This window comes from Liquorilactobacillus aquaticus DSM 21051, from assembly GCF_001436755.1.
Taxonomy (GTDB): domain Bacteria; phylum Bacillota; class Bacilli; order Lactobacillales; family Lactobacillaceae; genus Liquorilactobacillus; species Liquorilactobacillus aquaticus.
The window spans coordinates 138121-155034 of sequence record NZ_AYZD01000011.1 but is presented as its reverse complement, the minus strand read 5'-3'; the positions used below and the strand labels follow the sequence as shown (position 1 = coordinate 155034).

The window sequence follows — 16914 nt, the reverse complement described above, 5'->3', positions numbered from 1 at the left end:
AAGGAGTTGAAATTAATGGATGATAACAGTGTTTATCGCAGTTTGTTTTTTGAAGAAAGTGACGATAATCTTCAACAATTAAATGACAACGTTTTGGAACTGGAAAGCGAACCGGATAACATGGATCTTGTCAATGAGATCTTCCGTGCGGCCCATACGCTAAAAGGCATGGCTGCAACGATGGGTTACGATGTGATGACGAAGCTGACACATAAGATGGAAAATCTGTTTGATTTCTTTAAATCGGGCAAGCTTAAGGTGAACAGTGATTATATTTCACTGATCTTTCGCTGCTTGGATCGTTTATCTCAATTAGTGGAGGATCTGCGTGACGAAAAGGAACTGAGTCAAGATCAGATCAGTGACTTGCTGGAAGAGCTTGAAAAAGTTGAGGAGAGCGTCAATGGAAGTGACCAGGCTGCAAAAACTCCCGAAGAAGAGCAGGATACGGGTGCATTAACGAATGTTTTTGAACATCTGGAAGAAGCTGATCTGGATGTGATCCATCAGGCAATCACCGGTGACTACAAAGCTTATAGCATTGCTATAAGGATTGACAAAGAATCATTACTTAAGGGTCCGCGCGTCTTTTTGATTATGGAGAAGCTCGAACAAGAAGGCGATGTTCTCCACACCGAACCAAGTGTTGATATTCTAGAAGATGGTGATTTTGACACTGATTTCAGGCTCGTTTATCTGACTAGAGATGATCTAGACATGGTCAAGCACAATGTTGAGAGCAACAGTGAAATTGATGAAATAATTGTTGAACCGTTTGATGAAGAGAAACAACAAGCAGGTGAGAAGCAACAGGCTGAAGCACCTAAAACGGTTGAAAAACAAAAAGCCCAGCAGAAGCAGACCCCCGTTAAGGCAGCCGCTAAGGCAAAGCCCAAGACAACCAAGAACAATAAAACTTCTGCCGCACACCAACATGCTAATGCACGCAACCAATCCATCAGAGTTGATCTGACAAGACTGGATCGTTTCTTGAACTTGGTCTCAGAACTGGTGGTTTACCGCAATCAGCTGGATGATGCCAGCATGCGCAATAATGCGGATGCAATGCGGGATGCGTTGGAACAGGTCTCACGTTTGACGTCAGAATTACAGGATCTTGTGTTGAAGATCAGAATGCAGCAAGTCAGTGTTGTCTTTAGCCGATTCCCACGCATGGTGCGCGATCTTGCCAAGGAATTGAATAAAGAAATGGAATTAGTGGTCGAGGGAGAAGAGACTGAGCTTGATAAGACTGTCGTTTCTGAGCTTAGTGAACCGCTGATCCACTTACTGCGAAACTCATCTGATCACGGGATTGAAGCGCCGGATATCCGCGAAAAAGAGGGCAAGGATCGTAAAGGAACGATCAAGCTGTCAGCTTACCAAGAAGGAAATCGGGTCATTATTACACTTGAGGATGATGGTAAAGGACTTGATCCAGCCGTTATCAAGGAAAGTGCTGAGAGCAAGGGAATCAATACTGAGGGAATGTCTGATGACGAGATCAAGAAGTTGATCTTCCATCCAGGCTTTTCCACGGCTAAAGAGATCACGAATATTTCTGGACGTGGTGTTGGTCTTGATGCAGTGCAAGCTAAAATCAGTGAATTGGGCGGCTCGCTTGAAATGAAGAGCGAACTTCATGTGGGAACTAAGTTCATTATCAAGCTTCCACTGACTTTGTCGATTATTCAAGCATTAATGGTCAGGATCGGTAATGAAAGCTTTGCTGTTCCACTAGATGTTGTCGAAAGAGTTGTTATGCTCAAAGAAAATGAGATTGTGAAGACGACTAACCAAGAAGTCTATCGTTTCCAAGAGGGTCTGATCCCGATTATTCGAACTGACCGTCTGCTTCAGATTGAACCTGATCCTAATAAGAAGAAATTCGCAATCATTGTTAAGATTGATCAGAAATATTATGGTATCTTGGCCGATGAGCTGATTGGACAGCAGGAAATTGTTATTAAGAAGATTGATCCAATGTTGCAGAAAATCAACAAGTATCAAGGTGCGACGATTTTTGGCAATGGCTCGATTGCCTTGATCCTGGATGTAAACGCCATTTGCAATGAGAAAAAAGGTACTGAATGATGGCATACTCAGAATTGGAACTAGACGGCTTAAAAGAAGTTATTAATATCGGCGGTGGACATGCGGCAACTAGTATTTCCAAATTAGTTAATCAGAAAATCGACATGCATGTTCCAGAAATCAGCATTTTAAGTTATCATGAAATGTACAAACAGGTAATCGCCGATGATGTGGAAGTCCATGCAGTGGTCAGCAGCATTGTCGGAGACTATAACGGGATGATTCTGTTTGTTGTTTCAGATGATTCGGCAGATAAGCTTTCTGAACTGATGCTTGGAACTAAGACTGATGATATCAATGTCAAGATGTCAGCGGTCAGCGAGTTGACGAATATTATTTCGAACTCTTTCTTAGGTGCTATCGGGAATTTATTAAATGTCCAATTAGTATCTGCATTACCAGTGATTCAAGACGATTATTTTGGTGCGGTCATCAGTAGTATCTATATGGCCCTTGATCAATATGATGATCATATCATGGTGATCAGAAATGAATTTACTTATTCTGAAGAAAAACTAGATGCGTCGTTATTTTTTATTCCAGAAACGGGCGTATTAGAACAAATACTAAAATCTTTAGGAATCTGAGAGGAGCAAATATTTTGGGGAAAAAAGTTTTGATCGTAGATGATGCGGTATTCATGCGCATGAAGTTAAAGGATATTTTAAGTAAAAATGGATATGAAGTAGCTGATGAGGCTCAAAACGGGCAAGAAGCGTTTGAAAAATATCAAGCAACCCAACCCGATCTAGTGACGATGGATATCACAATGCCTGAAGTAGATGGTATTCAAGCATTAAAGATGATTCGTGAAGCTGACGCGAATGCGAAGGTTATTATGTGCAGTGCGATGGGACAACAGGGAATGGTTATGGATGCCATTCGCGCCGGTGCAGTCGACTTTATCGTTAAACCGTTCGATACAGATCGGGTCATCAAAGCTATAGATAAAGCTCTTTCCTAAATAGTCAGGAGATGATATTAAATGCAAATGATCCTGTTTAAGATGAATCAACAGTATTATTTGATTTCAGCAGCTTCTGTCGAGGAAGTTATCGACACGGTGCGGATCACTCGTGTCCCACTGGCCCCCAACTGGGTTAAGGGTCTGATCAATCTTCGAGGGACGGTTATGACCGTGATCGGTTTATCCGAATTAATTGGTGTTCCTTCATCGAAAAATAATCGCAATATCTTGATCATGAAAAAGGATGAAGAGCGCAAGGGACTGTTAATTGAAGAAGTAGTTGAAGTTGTTGATATTGATAAGAAAGATATTCAGTTAGAAAAAACAGATAAAGAGAAACATTATCTGGGAGTAGTTTCCTTAGAAAATAAGGTAGCTAATGTAGTTGACGTAAACCATTTGATTTTTTGATAAGTGAGGGATCTGTGTGGATCAAGTATTGACGCAACAAGAGATCGATGCACTGCTGAATGCAATGAGCACCGGTGAGATCGATCAAGAAAAAATTGAAGAGGAAAACGATGCAGCCAAAGTAAAAAGCTACGATTTTAGAAGACCTACAAAGCTCTCAAAAGAATACGTCAATACTCTGCATATGATCTTTGAGGACTTTTCAAAAATGGGTAGCAATGTACTTTCAACGCAGCTGCGAGCTAATGTTAGGCTTCAATTGGCGGCAATCGAACAGGTAAGTTATGATGAATTTATTCATTCGATTCCGCGTGTGACGCTGCTGGGGCTCTTTCATTCTGAACCTCTAAAGGGTATTCAGATTATTGAGATGAATCAGCAGTTGTGTATGAAGCTGATCGAAATGCTTTGCGGTGGTGTTGAGATGGTAACGCAGGAGCAAAAGCATGAAGAAGCGGACAAGGAAAAGTCCGCAGATGAAAAAGTAAAAACCACAGATAAAAAAGAAGAAGCAACAACAAAGGCAACAGAAGAGAAACATACAGATGCAGAAGAAGGAAAAAGAAAGTCTCATGACAAGAAGGGCTTTACCGATATTGAGTTAGCTGTTCTTGAAGAAGTTGTGAAAGGCTTGACAGATGTCTTTCAAAATTCATGGAAAGAAATCGTTGAACTTGATACGACTTTAGACGGACTTGATACGAATCCGCAGTTATTGCAGAATATGTCGCCGAATGAACCGGTCGTTTTAAGTACCTTTACAATCAATATCGGAGACACAAGCACATTCATTAATTTATGTATCCCATATGTTTTCTTTGAAGGGATTACGGATAAGCTGAGTTTTGGAAATTGGTTTGATTCAAGTCAAAAATTTGACCGCAATGACGAGCGTGAACTTCGTAAAGGATTAAACGGAGTCGATATGAATATTGAAGTCCTGCTGGGGGAATCTGAGATGGAGTTGTCTGACTTCCTGCATTTAGAAGTTGGAGACGTCATTAAACTGGACAGCAAAATTGCGGAGCCGTTGGATGCCTTTATTGAAGGCCAGCCATTCTATAGCGTGAAACCAGGTAAGAAGAATGGTCAATTAGCAGTTGAATTGATAGACAAATTGGAAGGGGAACAAGACGAATGAGCGACGGTTTATCACAAGCAGAAATTGATGCATTAATGAATGCAAATTCAGGAGCAGATGATGCACAGAAAGACAAAAAACCTGAAAATACAGGAGTTGACGAGCAGACTAAGCAGGATATTATCGGAGAAGTTGGTAATATTTCAATGTCGCAAGCAGCAACCACACTTTCTTCAATTCTTGCACGCCGTGTCAGTATCACGACACCGCGTGTTACCAAAGTTAAATTTGATGATCTGCTTTCGGGGATAGAAGCACCTAAAGTTGCGACAACCGTTGAATTTAAAGAAGGTCTGATGGGCACGAATTTAATGCTGCTCGAAGTTAAGGATGCAATTATTATTGCAGATTTAATGATGGGCGGCGACGGGACACCTAAGTCGGATAAGTTTACTGAGCTTGAACTGAGCGCGGTGGCAGAAGCGATGAACCAAATGATTGGTTCGGCCTCAACTTCGATGGCAACTATGATTGATCGCAAAGTCGATATTTTACCTCCATCAGTCAAACTTTGGGAGGAACCATCTAATGTTGAATATGATGGGATCGTTAAAGACCAAGTGATCTATCGAATTTCTTTCAACTTGTCAGTTGAAGGTTTGATCGAAAGTGAGATCATGCAGATCTTTACAGAAGACATGGTTTCCGATATCACAGATGCAATGATGTCTGACAAGGCAACAGTTGTTGACAGAGAAGATGACAAGGCAGGCTCAGGGGAACCGACTGCAGCACCGGCTGATACTACTGCTGAGACTGAACAAAAACAAACAACTGCGCAACCAGAGCCACAAGTGCAACCTCAACCTGAAAATAAAGTACCGGCACAGCCTAAACATGCAACAAGTAAAGCTAAGCCACAGCCAAAAGTTGAAGTTAGCGCACCCGACTTCCAACAGTTGAGCGACAAGGAAGTTGCTGAAGGTGATAATCTTGATTTAATCTTAGATGTGCCTTTGAATTTGAGTGTTGTTTTAGGAAGAAGCGAGAAAACGGTTAGGGATATCCTCTCCTTTAATTCGGGTTCAGTAATTGAACTAGATAAGTTGACGGATGAACCTTTAGAAATTTTGTTGAACGGCAAACCAATTGCTACGGGAGAAGTTGTTGTCATCAACGAAAACTTCGGGGTGCGGATAACAAATATTCTTTCACCCAATCAGCGAATCAATCGTATGAATTAGAAGGCAGTAAGGGACAGCTTTTTAAGTTGAAGCCTAATTCATTTTCTTAAAAAAAGCTTAAGATTAAAAAAAGTTAGCCGTGAGGTTTAACTTTTTTTAATTTCGCCGATAATGTTAATATAGGACATTTCAAAACGGGGAAGGAGCGGCTCTGATGAAAATAGAAGGATTCCAAAATAATAGTTATAATGATCAGATCAATCGACTTAAGGTTGATCAAAACAAGACAAAACAAGTAAGACAGCAGGAAAACAGTAAAGCTTTAGACGTCAGCCTGTCAGCAAAAACACAAGAAATCCGTAAAAATAGTCAGTCAGAAGCAGGCCTTGATCCTGAACGTGTGGCAAGCTTAAAGCAGGCGATCAAGGATGGAAGTTATAAAGTTTCGGCTGAAAGTATCGCTTCAAAAATGATGGCTGATTTCGATACAAAAAAAGGTAATTAATTATGAATGAAATTGAGTTTCAACGGCATTTGGTGTCTTTTTCGCGATTATTGAAAAAAGAGAAAAATTTTTTGATCAAGGATAAAGCAGAGGAACTAGTAGAGCTGGTGGAACAGAAAGAAAAATTTGTTCCGGTCCTCAATGAGTATGATGGGACGCTTACGTCTAAAACAAAGGGCTTGATTGAACAAATTAAAGTGCAGCAAGATGAGAATCTGTTGCTGACTAAGCAGGCACTCAGCTACCAGAAGATGCTGATGACAGCGATCAAAGATAATATCAAAGCACCTGCTGCTACATATTCGAAGTATAAAACAGTAAAGCAACAAGCGAGAACAGCACTGATCGATAGAGAAGTGTAAGGAGGAATTTGAATGGTTGGATTATTTGGTACTCTGGGAACAGCAACCAGTGGAATGGGCGCAAACCAGATTGCACTTCAAACGAGCAGTCATAATATTGCAAATACGAATACAGACGGGTACTCGCGGCAGCGTGTGGACATGAAGACAACTACTCCTTACAATATGGCGGGCGTTGGGATGATTGGAACCGGGGTTGAAGCTACCGGGGTTGAACGTGTTGTCAATGACTTTGTTCGTTCACAGATTCGTGATGCTAATTCGCAGTATCAATTTTATAATGAAAAATCAGATGTCTTGGGACAGCTTGAAGATACATTGAACGAGCCGTCTGATAGTGGGGTCGTCAGTCAATTATCCAGCCTGTCTGATAGTTGGACACAGTTGTCGAAGAACCCAGAAATGGGAACCTCGAAGGCGACAGTTGTTGAGACAGCCAGTAGTTTTGCAGATACGGTTCGGGGAATGGCCGACAAGGTCAGCCAGCTAAAAGCTGATACGACGCAAAATATTGCTAAGACCGCACTTGATTTTAATGAAAAGGTCAAACAGCTGCAGTCATTGAACAGCCAGGTCTATAACCTATCTAGTTCAGGCGATACGCCCAATGATCTATTAGATACGCGCGATACTCTGTTAAAGGATATTTCAAGTCTAGCGAATGTTACAACTTCACTCGACAAATACGGACGGGCATCGATTCAGCTTTCAGGACAAACCATTCTTAATGGGGATGAACGTAATACACTTAGTGTAGTCGTTGGGAATCAAGATGGTCAGGCACAAGTTGCTAAGGATGGCGATACAACAGCGGGAACGCAGACGCTTTCTGAGGACTATGCGGCTGGTACGATTTTGCTGACTAAGAGTGATGCAGATGCTAATACAGCCTATACTAAGCTGGATGTATCTTCTGGTAGTTTAGGTGGTTTGCAGGCTTCTGTTAATGAGATCCAGACGCATCTGCAAGAGTTGAATGATTTTGCTGCAACAGTAGCTAAAACGACCAATATGGTCTTCACTGATGGTAAACAGAGCACGAGCGGTTTTTTCAGTATCGGAGATGATTCCGAGAACTACGCTGCAAATCTCAAAGTTGATTCAACGATTGCTGCTAACCCATCATTGATTCCAGCAGGAACAACGACAGCTGCCGGTGATGGTTCACGCGCGCTTGCGATCGCGAATCTCAACAACTTGAAACTGAATTATCCGCTCTCTGACAGTGATCTAGCGAGTTATGATGCAACTAGCATGACGTTTACGCAGAAGGACGGCGGTTCAAGTTTTGCGGATGCTTTCAATAATATTGTGACTAAGAACGGTATTTCGAAGCAGCAGGCAGATAACACTTCATCAGCGCAGCTCTCGTTGTTGAATCAGCTTGAATACAAAAATGAATCGGCATCTGGAGTTTCGATCAATGAAGAAATGTCGGATGTTATTCGCTTCCAGCAAGGCTTTCAGGCTAATGCGCGTATCATTTCAGTTGTGTCTGAAATGCTGGACACGTTGATCAACAGAACGGGAGTGTAGGTTTATGCGAATTTCAGATAACATGACATACAATGATTTTCTCAAGAACTTAACGACGAATACGAATAAAGTCCAAAAAACGATGAGCCAGTTGTCATCCTTCAAGGAAGTCAGCAAATCATCTGACAATCCCTTGTTAGTCTCAAAGATCATGGATCTGAATGTTTCACTGGCACAAAACAAAACATATGCCAGCACGATTTCTGACGGCATTTCATGGTCGCAGACGCAGTATTCAGCCTTGAGTGGTGTCACTACTTCAATGCAGCGGATCAGTACCCTGATTCAATCCTCGGCTAATGCTTCAACCGCAGATAGCGATGTTAAGGCGAATAAGGATGAAGTCGAGCAACTTATTTCGGGTGTGGTTGATTCGCTGAATACAAACTTCGACGGACGTTACGTTTTTGGTGGGCAAAATACGACAACAGTACCGTTTGAAGTTGAAAAAGAAAATGGCGAAATTACTGGCATCAAGTATAACGGGACCGCACAGGATCTGCCCCGCGAGATCGCTAAGGGTGTCGGCGTTAATTTATTTGCCGATGGTACAAAGCTGACAGATCTGTCAGATAGTGCACAAACAGGTGAGAATATTAGCGGGTACTTCAACAAGTTGATTACGGCATTAAACAGTGACGATAAGGATTCACTGTCTGGTGATCTCTTGAAGGAAAACCAAAATTATACCGATAATTTCACGAATGTACAGGCCAAGATCAGTACAATCACAACGCGGCTGCAGGCAGCTTCATCAAGAAACGAGACCGAAAAAAGTAATCTAACAGATGTTTTGTCAGATAAACAGGATGTTGATGTTGCACAAAAATACATGGAGTATCAGAACCAGATGACTTCGTACAAGGCAACACTTGCAATGGGTACAAAAATCATGCAGACAACGATTTTGGATTATTTAAATTAAAAAATGAATATAGGAATAAAAGCTTTGAACGGTTGTGGGGGGCCTTCAGGGCTTTTATTTTTCATTTATAGTGCACAAGATAACAAAAAACTATCAGGACAATTAAGTTCAAGTTTGTTGTTAGCACAGTGAATTGGGAGTTGCGAAGCATCCAGATAATCCTCTAAAGTAATTCATCTATCCAGATGAATTACATATACGGGGGACGATATCTAAGAAGTAACTTCTAACGCGCCAAAATTTTCGTTGTAATGGGCCAATTGTTGTTGTTTTGGCAGTTTCTAATTTTGGGTCAATCATTATAAAAAGTGGTACTTAATTAATCATGGTGTGTCTTTAAATTTTTCAAGTTGTATATCATTTCTTCAATAAAAAACAATTTTTTTCAAAAAACTATTAAACACCCCCGTTTTCGTCCGATACATATAGCATGAGGGGGAAACCTCAGAAGATAAATAATCAATCATTGGAGGAATCTAACATGAGAATTAATACAAACGTTGCTGCTATGAATACTCTTAGCAGCTTAACAGCCGCAACAACATCAAAAAGCAACTCATTAGCTAAGTTATCATCCGGTTCACGTATCAACAAAGCCGGCGACGATGCAGCTGGATTAGCTATTTCAGAAAAAATGAAGGGCCAAATCGGTGGCTTGAGCCAAGCTACACGTAACGCACAAGATGGTATTTCATTGATTCAAACAGCTGAAGGTGCTTTAAATGAAACACATAGTATCTTAGGCCGTATGCGTGATCTCACTGTTCAAAGCGAAAACGGAACTTTAAGTGATGATGATCGTTCTGCTATCAACAAAGAATACAGTGCTTTAAGTGATGAAATTGATCGTATCAGCAGCACAACTGAATTTAACACAAAGAGCTTGTTAACAGGTGATACTAGCGAAAGTGATGGTAAATCAGCATTTACTTTCCAAATCGGTGCTAATGCCGGTCAAACAATGACTGTTGAAATTGGCAATATGAGTGCTTCAGCTTTAGGAGTTAGTGGGTTAAACCTTTCTCAAGCAAGCAGCGATTTAACTAAATCGACAGCATTCCAAAGTGCAATTGCAGCAGATACAGCAACATACGGTACAGATGGTACTGTTACATCTACTGGTAGCACATTGTCAGCTTTGAAAACTGCAGCAGAAGCTACAGATGCTACAACTGATGCTAAAGCAACATACGCTGCAGCAGTAAAAACTTTCTCTGCATCAGATGCTGGGAAAACAGCTTTAACCCAAGCTAAAGCGGATGATCCAATTACTAAGATTGATGCTGCTATTAATCAAGTTTCAGCTCAACGTGCCGATTTAGGTGCTGCTCAAAACCGGTTAACACATACTGTTAACAACTTGGGTACAACTGAAGAAAACTTATCTGAAGCTAACTCACGCATCCGTGACGTTGATATGGCTGAAGAAATGACTAACTTCACAAAGGCAAACATCTTGACACAGGCTTCGACATCAATGCTTGCACAAGCAAACTCAATGCCAAACAGTGTATTGTCCTTGTTACAAGGTTAATTTTAATAATAGATTTTCGTTTTTGGCAAAGGCCGATCGTCGGGTATATTCGGCGGTCGGTTTTTGTGGCATACATAACTTTTTTAAGCTACTCTTTTAGAGGGGGAGGATGTATGGATGGAAATTGAAAAAATTCAACCGGTTCCGCCAACAACACGAGTTCAGCCGATTGAGACTGACAATGATTTAGACGGTACTAACCTAGATCTGCGGCGTTTAGCCCAAGATCTGTTGGCAGATAGTGACGGCAAGTCTGAAAAGGATGAGATCACTCCTGAAGTTGCATCAAATTCTAAAAGTGATGAAGAATTTCAGGCAATTTCACATGAAGATTTAAACAACGCAGTTGATGAAATGAACAAGCAGCTTCTAGGGCGGAATGTCCGTTTAAAGTTTAAAGTGCACAAAACAACTGGTCGGACCTATGTTCAGCTGATCAATATGAAAAATGATGACGTGATCAAAGAAATACCACCAGCTAAAATGTTGGATGTAATCGGCAGCATTTGGCAGCAGATGGGGATCGTTGTCGATAAGAAAGGATAGTGATGGAAAATGGCAAGTATTACAACAACTAGCGGCATTAGTAGTACTTTAGGACAATATTCAGGTATTACTGCTGATGATGTCGAGGCTTTATTGGAAGCTGATTCAGTTGGGAAAACTAAAGCACAAAATCAGATAACGACCCTAACGAGTCAAAAAACGGCCTGGAGCGATGTTAAAACTCGTTTAAACAACTTTTTAACCAAAGTCACAGCTTTGCAGTCTGACGACACTTATCAGACTAAGAAGACCTCAAGTTCAGATGCAACGATTGCCTCGATTACCGGGGATACTACATCTGCTGAAGGAACTTATGATCTAAAAGTCGATCAGTTAGCAACTGCCAGCAAAATAACGGGGACACGTCTCGATGTTAAAACCAGCAAAACAGCTTTGGGCATATCTGGTTCATTGACACTGACGAGTGCTGAAGAAGATACAGATGGTAATGCGAAAACTTTTGATTTTGACATCAGCGACACGGACTCTTTAAATGATATCGCGACTAAGATCAATAAAGAGACCAGTAATTCAAGCATTAAAGCCAGCGTGGTTGATAACCGGTTGGTATTGACAGACAGTAAAATGGGCGCGCGTGACATCAGTGTATCGGGTGGTGCCGCTGATAGTCTTGGTTTAGGTTCGAGTGCAACAACATCAAAGGGTCAGTCTGCAATTTTTGAACTTGATGGTATGAAAATTACGCGTGATACTAATACAGTTAGTGATGCGGTTGAAGGAACAACATTCACACTTTCAAAAGTCAGCGATGATCATGTCACACTTTCCTTAACAAACGACACCTCTAAAACAGTTTCGGCAGTTAATGATATGGTGACACAATATAACAGCCTAATGAGTTTGATCAGTGATGATCTCAGTGTCGGTGATCCGAGCCAGTCGGATAATACGACAGGTAAATTGGCTGGTGATAGTGAGTTAATGAGGTTGCAGTCATCATTGCGCAATATGATCACAAATCCTTACATCACTGGCAGCACCTTGAATCCCAATAAAGTTGGTATTTCAACGGTTGATCGTGAGGGAACCTTAGGCTTAGATCAAGATAAGCTAAATGCAGCTATTGCTGATGATCCGACCGCGGTCAAGAATATGTTCTATCAGTCAACTAAAAGCTCGTTAGGAACGGTTACTTCTGAGTCTGGTTATGCGGCTGATTTGTCTAAGATGCTCAATACTTATTTGGTTGATAGCTCGGCTAATAAGGGAATCATCGCAACTAAATCTGCTGGATATGATACTACTATCAAGGATTTAAATAAGCAGATTGACGATTTCAACACGATGTTGGAAGCTAAAAAAACGCAGTACGTTGATATGTTTACCCGCCTCGACCAAGTCATGATGGAGGCACAGTCACAAATGAGCTACATCACGAGTCAGACATCGTCGCTTTCAAGCTAGAAAATAGGTGATATGAATTGAATAAGAACAAAGAACTGCTTGAAAAACTGCAGCAGCTGAATTCCCTTTTAGGCTCTTGGGATGGTCAGGATCTTGATCAGGCTGAGCGTATTCTAAAAGATTCGCGGGCTATGATTACTGTTTTGGACAGCGTATCGCTTAAGCAACTGACCAGTTCTGAAAAAGAAGTCATTGACCGAATTGTGGCACAATATGGTAAACTAGTGCATGTTCTTTCCGTTAAAAAAGGGCAACTGGCAAAAAAAATTGCTCAGTTGAATAAACCTAATAGTACGATCAGAACATACTTGCAGCAAGAACAGGGTGCGTCACTTATTGACGTTGATTTTTAAGGAGTGGAAATAAAAAATGGGCTATGAAAATGCCAAAAACAGTTATCTGAGGAATCAAGTAATGGGTGCTTCACCGACCAAATTAATTGAGATGCTGTATCAAGGAGCGATTAAAAGTGTCAAAATTGCAGAGATTGCGATTGAGAATGACGATGCTAAAAAGGCACATAAAGAATTGATTCGTGCACAAGATATCTTAATGGAGCTTAAGGGCTCACTCAACACAGAGGTTGAAGGCGATGTACCTGAAGATCTTGAATCTTTATATGAATTCATGTATCAGCAGCTTGTTAAAGCTAATATGAATAAGGACCAAACTTTATTGCCACCGGTTGTTAAAATGCTGACGGAATTGCTTGATGCGTGGGAACAGATAACCACAGAAGTGAAATAGTTGGGAATTAAAAAAACCGCCTTGATTAAATGCTTTCAGGGCGGTTTTAATACATAATGATTAGCAAAAATTCGATAAGGAGTAAACTTATTTATGAATAGAACAATTGATAATAAGGTGTGGGAGTCCCCGACAGCTAAAAGTACAAAATGTTTGTTGACAATTTCTTTATTAGTTTCAAATAGTATTACAACAATTCATAATTGTTTGGAATCATTGCGGCCACTGCTTGAACAGGTAGATAGCGAGTTGATCGTTGTTGATACTGTTGGTGCGGAAAAAAGTGACGGTTCACTTGAAGTTGCGAAAAAATATGCAGATAAGATCGTTCGGTTTGAATGGTGTGATGATTTTGCTGCAGCACGCAATGCAGGATTAAAATTGGCACAGGGTGAATGGTTTCTTTTTATTGATGATGATGAATGGTTTGACAATGTTAAAAGTCTGCTTGCGTTTTTTAATAATAAAAAAGAATACACTCAATATAACACGGTCTATTTCAACAAGCATAATTATCAAAATCTTGAGGGAACAATATATAGAGAAATAAAAACACCGCAATGTATTAAATTATTCAAAGGGTTAAAATTCGAAGGCAGAATTCATGAGCGTTTTTCATTAATGCACTTGCCTTTCAAGCATGTCGATGCATTTGTGCATCACTATGGTTACGTTGGTAAGAGTAGTAAGAAAAAGCTTGAGCGCAACGAGAAGCTGCTTAAAGAGTCCTTAATAGAAGATCCGCGGAACATGCATATGTGGGCACAGCTACTGGCTGGCTATGGTGTCAGGACGGAAGAAGAACGAAAAAAAGTTAAAAAAGAAGCTGTTAAGGCTTTAAAGCAGTTTGCGCAAATCGATAAGCCAGATGGTAGTATCCAACGAGACGCTTTTACTATATTTGCTTACTTATTAAGAGCATTGATAGCTGAAAAAAAATGGAAAACAGCATTAGAAGTAAAACAAAAGTATGAACCACTGTTGCATCTTGTACAATATGAGTGCTGCATTTTAGATAATCTTACTTATATCATTTTTATCAACTCTAAAAGAGAAAATGAAGCTGCAAAATATGTTTTAGACTATGTCAAGAATTACCACTGGCTAAAGAAACATAAAGAAGAATATCTTAAGCAAGAGTCTTTCTATTTTAAAAGTGATGTTTCACTAACTAAGCTTTTTGGGTTAAGCGCGGATCTTTTGATTCACGAAAAGAAAAACAAAAATTGGCAAAAAGTCCTGCATGTAGCGGAAAAACTCCCGTGGGCAGGCAGTGTTGAGCATATCAATCAAACTTTGCCAATTGTAATGATGGCTGCATACCATGCAAATAATTTAAAAATTTTACAGGAAATTTGTGAACAGATAGCGGATAAGGGAGGCAAACTTCCAGTCATTTTTGGAATTGCTGTCAGAGCAGTGAAAGAAGATCTAGAGGTTGATGAGAAAAAATTTGTAAAGTTTATTGCAAAGCTTCAAAGTGAAGATGCATTTATTTTGATCCAAAGAGCTTTAGATGCAGAAAAAACGGGCATGTTTACACAAAGAATGAGTAAACTGCAAAAAGCCCAAGTTAAATGTACCGTACCTTATGATGAGCTATTTGCATTATTGATTCGCAATAAAATTGATCCAACTCCACATATCGAATCGCTTACTTATGAAGAATATTTGGCAACTGTAAATCAAATTGTAATCGTCTATGCTAAAAAACGCGCACAAATTCCAGCCTTTGCTGAACAGATCGAGCAAGTTTGGGATAGTTGTTCAAAACGCGAGCTGCTTTTGATGTCATTGAGGCATAAGTATCTGTTCAGTCCTGACATTACGACGGCTGAGATTAAGAATGAGCTAGGAAATTATGCAGATAATGTAGTTAATTTTGCTCAAACGATTTATTTGCCAGAATTATTAGAAGGTGAAACATCTAGTATGTTGCCAAGTGAAATTCGTTTTGGAATTTTTGTACAGCGTGCGATTGCGGAAAGAAAAGCAGAGCATGAAGCACAATATTTAGCTGATCTGAGACAAGGTCTGAAATATTATGAAGCTGCAGATCGATTGATAAAAAGACTACTGCGGGAGTACGATGAAAAGAATCAAAAACAGCAGCAGGTAAACGCTGAAATGGCTCGTTTAGGGAGCCAAGTCAAAGTGCAGGTGCTTGAGATGCTCCAGCGAGGTGAGAACAAGCAAGCAGAACCATTAATTCTTGAACTTGCGGAATTATTGCCAGGAGATTTGGAAGTTAAAAAATTATGGGTCTTGTGTCACCGGGGGTTGTAAGACTAATTTTTAGGGGGAGAAAAACTAATGAGATTGAACAGAAAATTAGTTTTGTTTTTGGTGTTTACAGGACTAATGATGGTGGTTACTGCCTGCGCTTCCAACAAACAACCAGCTTTTGCCAACAAGGACAGCAGCACATCGACACAGAAAAAGACGGTCAAGGACTCAACTAGGAAGAATCAAAGTGATGTGTCAGCTTCTTCTAGTTCGGAAGGTACTAGCTCAAGTAGCGGTTCTACCAAGCATGAAACAACTCGTTGGAACAGTGCCAAAGCGGCTGCACTGCATAAATTTATGGATCAGTGGCAGCAGACGATGGACCAGCAATATGAAAGTTACACACCCGCCAAGAATGTTAATTTTTATGGGGTGAAGTATCCCAATGAGCTGGCGCAGAAGACAACAGCAGTTGATGACCAACAAGTTTCAATTGAATGGTCAGATACAGGCAGCGGTACTAAAGAATATGAAGTGGTCGCCGTCTATTCTGATGCTGAACACACTCAAAATATGGGTGAGCATTTATATCTTTTCGCGTTGCATAATGGACAGCCTGAAGTGCTGATCACACAACAGAATCAGGGGATGCCTAATCATTTGATCCATTTTAAGCAGACAGAAAATAAAGTATTGAGCACTGGATTTGCCAACCTTGTTAAGGGGCAAAGTGCGACGGTCCCAAATTCAAGCAGTCAGAGCAAGAGTCAGAAGACAGCTTCAATTGTCCCAGCAGCTCTGAAACGGACGTGGTATGGTTATGACCAGGATGGTAAGCTTAATACGGTCACAATTACGGACGATACTTTGACTGCAGATGGGTCTAAAGTTTATCTGCATGTGCACGATAGCAACACTGACTCATCGCAGAACACTGAACACTCAGATTGGGCTAGTGTAAGTCAGCAAAGTATTCGCGGTATCAACTTTGTGAACCTTAAAGGCTGGAATCAAACAGCTGGTGCTGGTGAATACTATGGTGTTAAACAAGAAAGTTATAACGGCCAAAGCATTGAGGTTATGGTAGAAGCTGGCGGGGCTGGAGCTTGGTGCTCCCAAACTTATTATAATACGGTCGATTTAGCCCAAAAAATGCAAGGGCAAAAGTATGATGATATTACGTATTATGATGATGCTGACTAGAGCTAGATAGTTCGTCCAGTTTGCAAAAAAATACAGCGCTTTTTATAAAGAGTGCATTTGAAAGCTTTGAATTATTTTAAAATCCTGTATTGAAAAAGGCGGATTAAAATTAGACAACAGGTTCAGTTAAATATTTGTCGGGTTTTCTGAATTCGTTATGTTTTTTGG

Annotated in this window: 18 protein-coding genes; all 18 read left to right on the top strand. The window is 40.5% G+C overall.

Going from position 1 to position 16914, the window contains the following annotated elements:
* The first annotated feature begins 15 nt into the window (after positions 1-15).
* Positions 16-2094 carry a chemotaxis protein CheA gene (locus FC19_RS02530; protein WP_057875425.1) on the top strand — a complete coding sequence of 693 codons (2079 nt, stop codon included), beginning with the start codon at positions 16-18 and terminating at the stop codon, positions 2092-2094.
* A complete protein-coding gene (locus FC19_RS02525; RefSeq protein ID WP_057875424.1) occupies positions 2094-2681 on the top strand; it encodes a chemotaxis protein CheC in 588 nt (195 codons plus the stop codon). The genes FC19_RS02530 and FC19_RS02525 overlap by 1 nt, the downstream gene beginning before the upstream one ends.
* Before the next feature lie 14 nt (positions 2682-2695).
* Entirely contained in the window at positions 2696-3058 is a 363-nt protein-coding gene (locus FC19_RS02520; RefSeq protein ID WP_057736918.1) for a response regulator, read from the top strand.
* A 21-nt stretch (positions 3059-3079) separates the two neighbouring features.
* Positions 3080-3472 carry a chemotaxis protein CheW gene (locus FC19_RS02515; protein WP_057875423.1) on the top strand — a complete coding sequence of 131 codons (393 nt, stop codon included), beginning with the start codon at positions 3080-3082 and terminating at the stop codon, positions 3470-3472.
* Between the two features lie 16 nt (positions 3473-3488).
* Positions 3489-4613, top strand: a complete 1125-nt coding sequence (locus FC19_RS02510; protein WP_057875422.1) for a flagellar motor switch protein FliM — start codon at positions 3489-3491, stop codon at positions 4611-4613.
* The gene (gene fliY, locus FC19_RS02505) at positions 4610-5797 is read left to right on the top strand and encodes a flagellar motor switch phosphatase FliY (protein WP_057875421.1); all 1188 of its coding nucleotides are present in this window, start codon (positions 4610-4612) and stop codon (positions 5795-5797) included. The genes FC19_RS02510 and fliY overlap by 4 nt, the downstream gene beginning before the upstream one ends.
* Positions 5798-5951: 154 nt before the next feature.
* Entirely contained in the window at positions 5952-6242 is a 291-nt protein-coding gene (gene flgM / locus FC19_RS02500; protein ID WP_057875420.1) for a flagellar biosynthesis anti-sigma factor FlgM, read from the top strand.
* Positions 6243-6244: 2 nt separating this feature from the next.
* Positions 6245-6604 carry a hypothetical protein gene (locus tag FC19_RS02495; protein ID WP_057875419.1) on the top strand — a complete coding sequence of 120 codons (360 nt, stop codon included), beginning with the start codon at positions 6245-6247 and terminating at the stop codon, positions 6602-6604.
* Between the two features lie 12 nt (positions 6605-6616).
* Positions 6617-8140 carry a flagellar hook-associated protein FlgK gene (flgK, locus tag FC19_RS02490; protein ID WP_057875418.1) on the top strand — a complete coding sequence of 508 codons (1524 nt, stop codon included), beginning with the start codon at positions 6617-6619 and terminating at the stop codon, positions 8138-8140.
* Between the two features lie 4 nt (positions 8141-8144).
* Positions 8145-9065, top strand: a complete 921-nt coding sequence (gene flgL, locus FC19_RS02485) for a flagellar hook-associated protein FlgL (RefSeq protein ID WP_057736932.1) — start codon at positions 8145-8147, stop codon at positions 9063-9065.
* 3 nt (positions 9066-9068) lie between these two features.
* Entirely contained in the window at positions 9069-9197 is a 129-nt protein-coding gene (locus FC19_RS11885) for a hypothetical protein (RefSeq protein WP_268872807.1), read from the top strand.
* Between the two features lie 349 nt (positions 9198-9546).
* Complete coding sequence (locus FC19_RS02480; protein WP_057875417.1) at positions 9547-10599, top strand: flagellin N-terminal helical domain-containing protein; 1053 nt, start codon at positions 9547-9549, stop codon at positions 10597-10599.
* A gap of 117 nt (positions 10600-10716) precedes the next feature.
* Positions 10717-11145: a flagellar protein FlaG gene (locus FC19_RS02475; RefSeq protein WP_057875416.1), complete on the top strand. Its 429-nt coding sequence runs from the start codon at positions 10717-10719 to the stop codon at positions 11143-11145.
* A gap of 9 nt (positions 11146-11154) precedes the next feature.
* Complete coding sequence (fliD, locus tag FC19_RS02470) at positions 11155-12570, top strand: flagellar filament capping protein FliD (protein ID WP_057875415.1); 1416 nt, start codon at positions 11155-11157, stop codon at positions 12568-12570.
* Positions 12571-12587: 17 nt separating this feature from the next.
* Positions 12588-12923, top strand: a complete 336-nt coding sequence (locus FC19_RS02465) for a hypothetical protein (protein ID WP_057875414.1) — start codon at positions 12588-12590, stop codon at positions 12921-12923.
* Between the two features lie 16 nt (positions 12924-12939).
* A complete protein-coding gene (gene fliS, locus FC19_RS02460) occupies positions 12940-13317 on the top strand; it encodes a flagellar export chaperone FliS (protein ID WP_057875413.1) in 378 nt (125 codons plus the stop codon).
* 93 nt (positions 13318-13410) lie between these two features.
* Positions 13411-15603 (top strand): glycosyltransferase, encoded by a 2193-nt coding sequence (locus FC19_RS02455; protein WP_057875412.1) that lies wholly within the window; start codon positions 13411-13413, stop codon positions 15601-15603.
* Positions 15604-15630: 27 nt separating this feature from the next.
* Positions 15631-16746, top strand: coding sequence for a DUF4767 domain-containing protein (locus tag FC19_RS02450; protein WP_057875411.1), 1116 nt, complete (start codon positions 15631-15633; stop codon positions 16744-16746).
* The last annotated feature ends 168 nt before the right edge of the window (positions 16747-16914 follow it).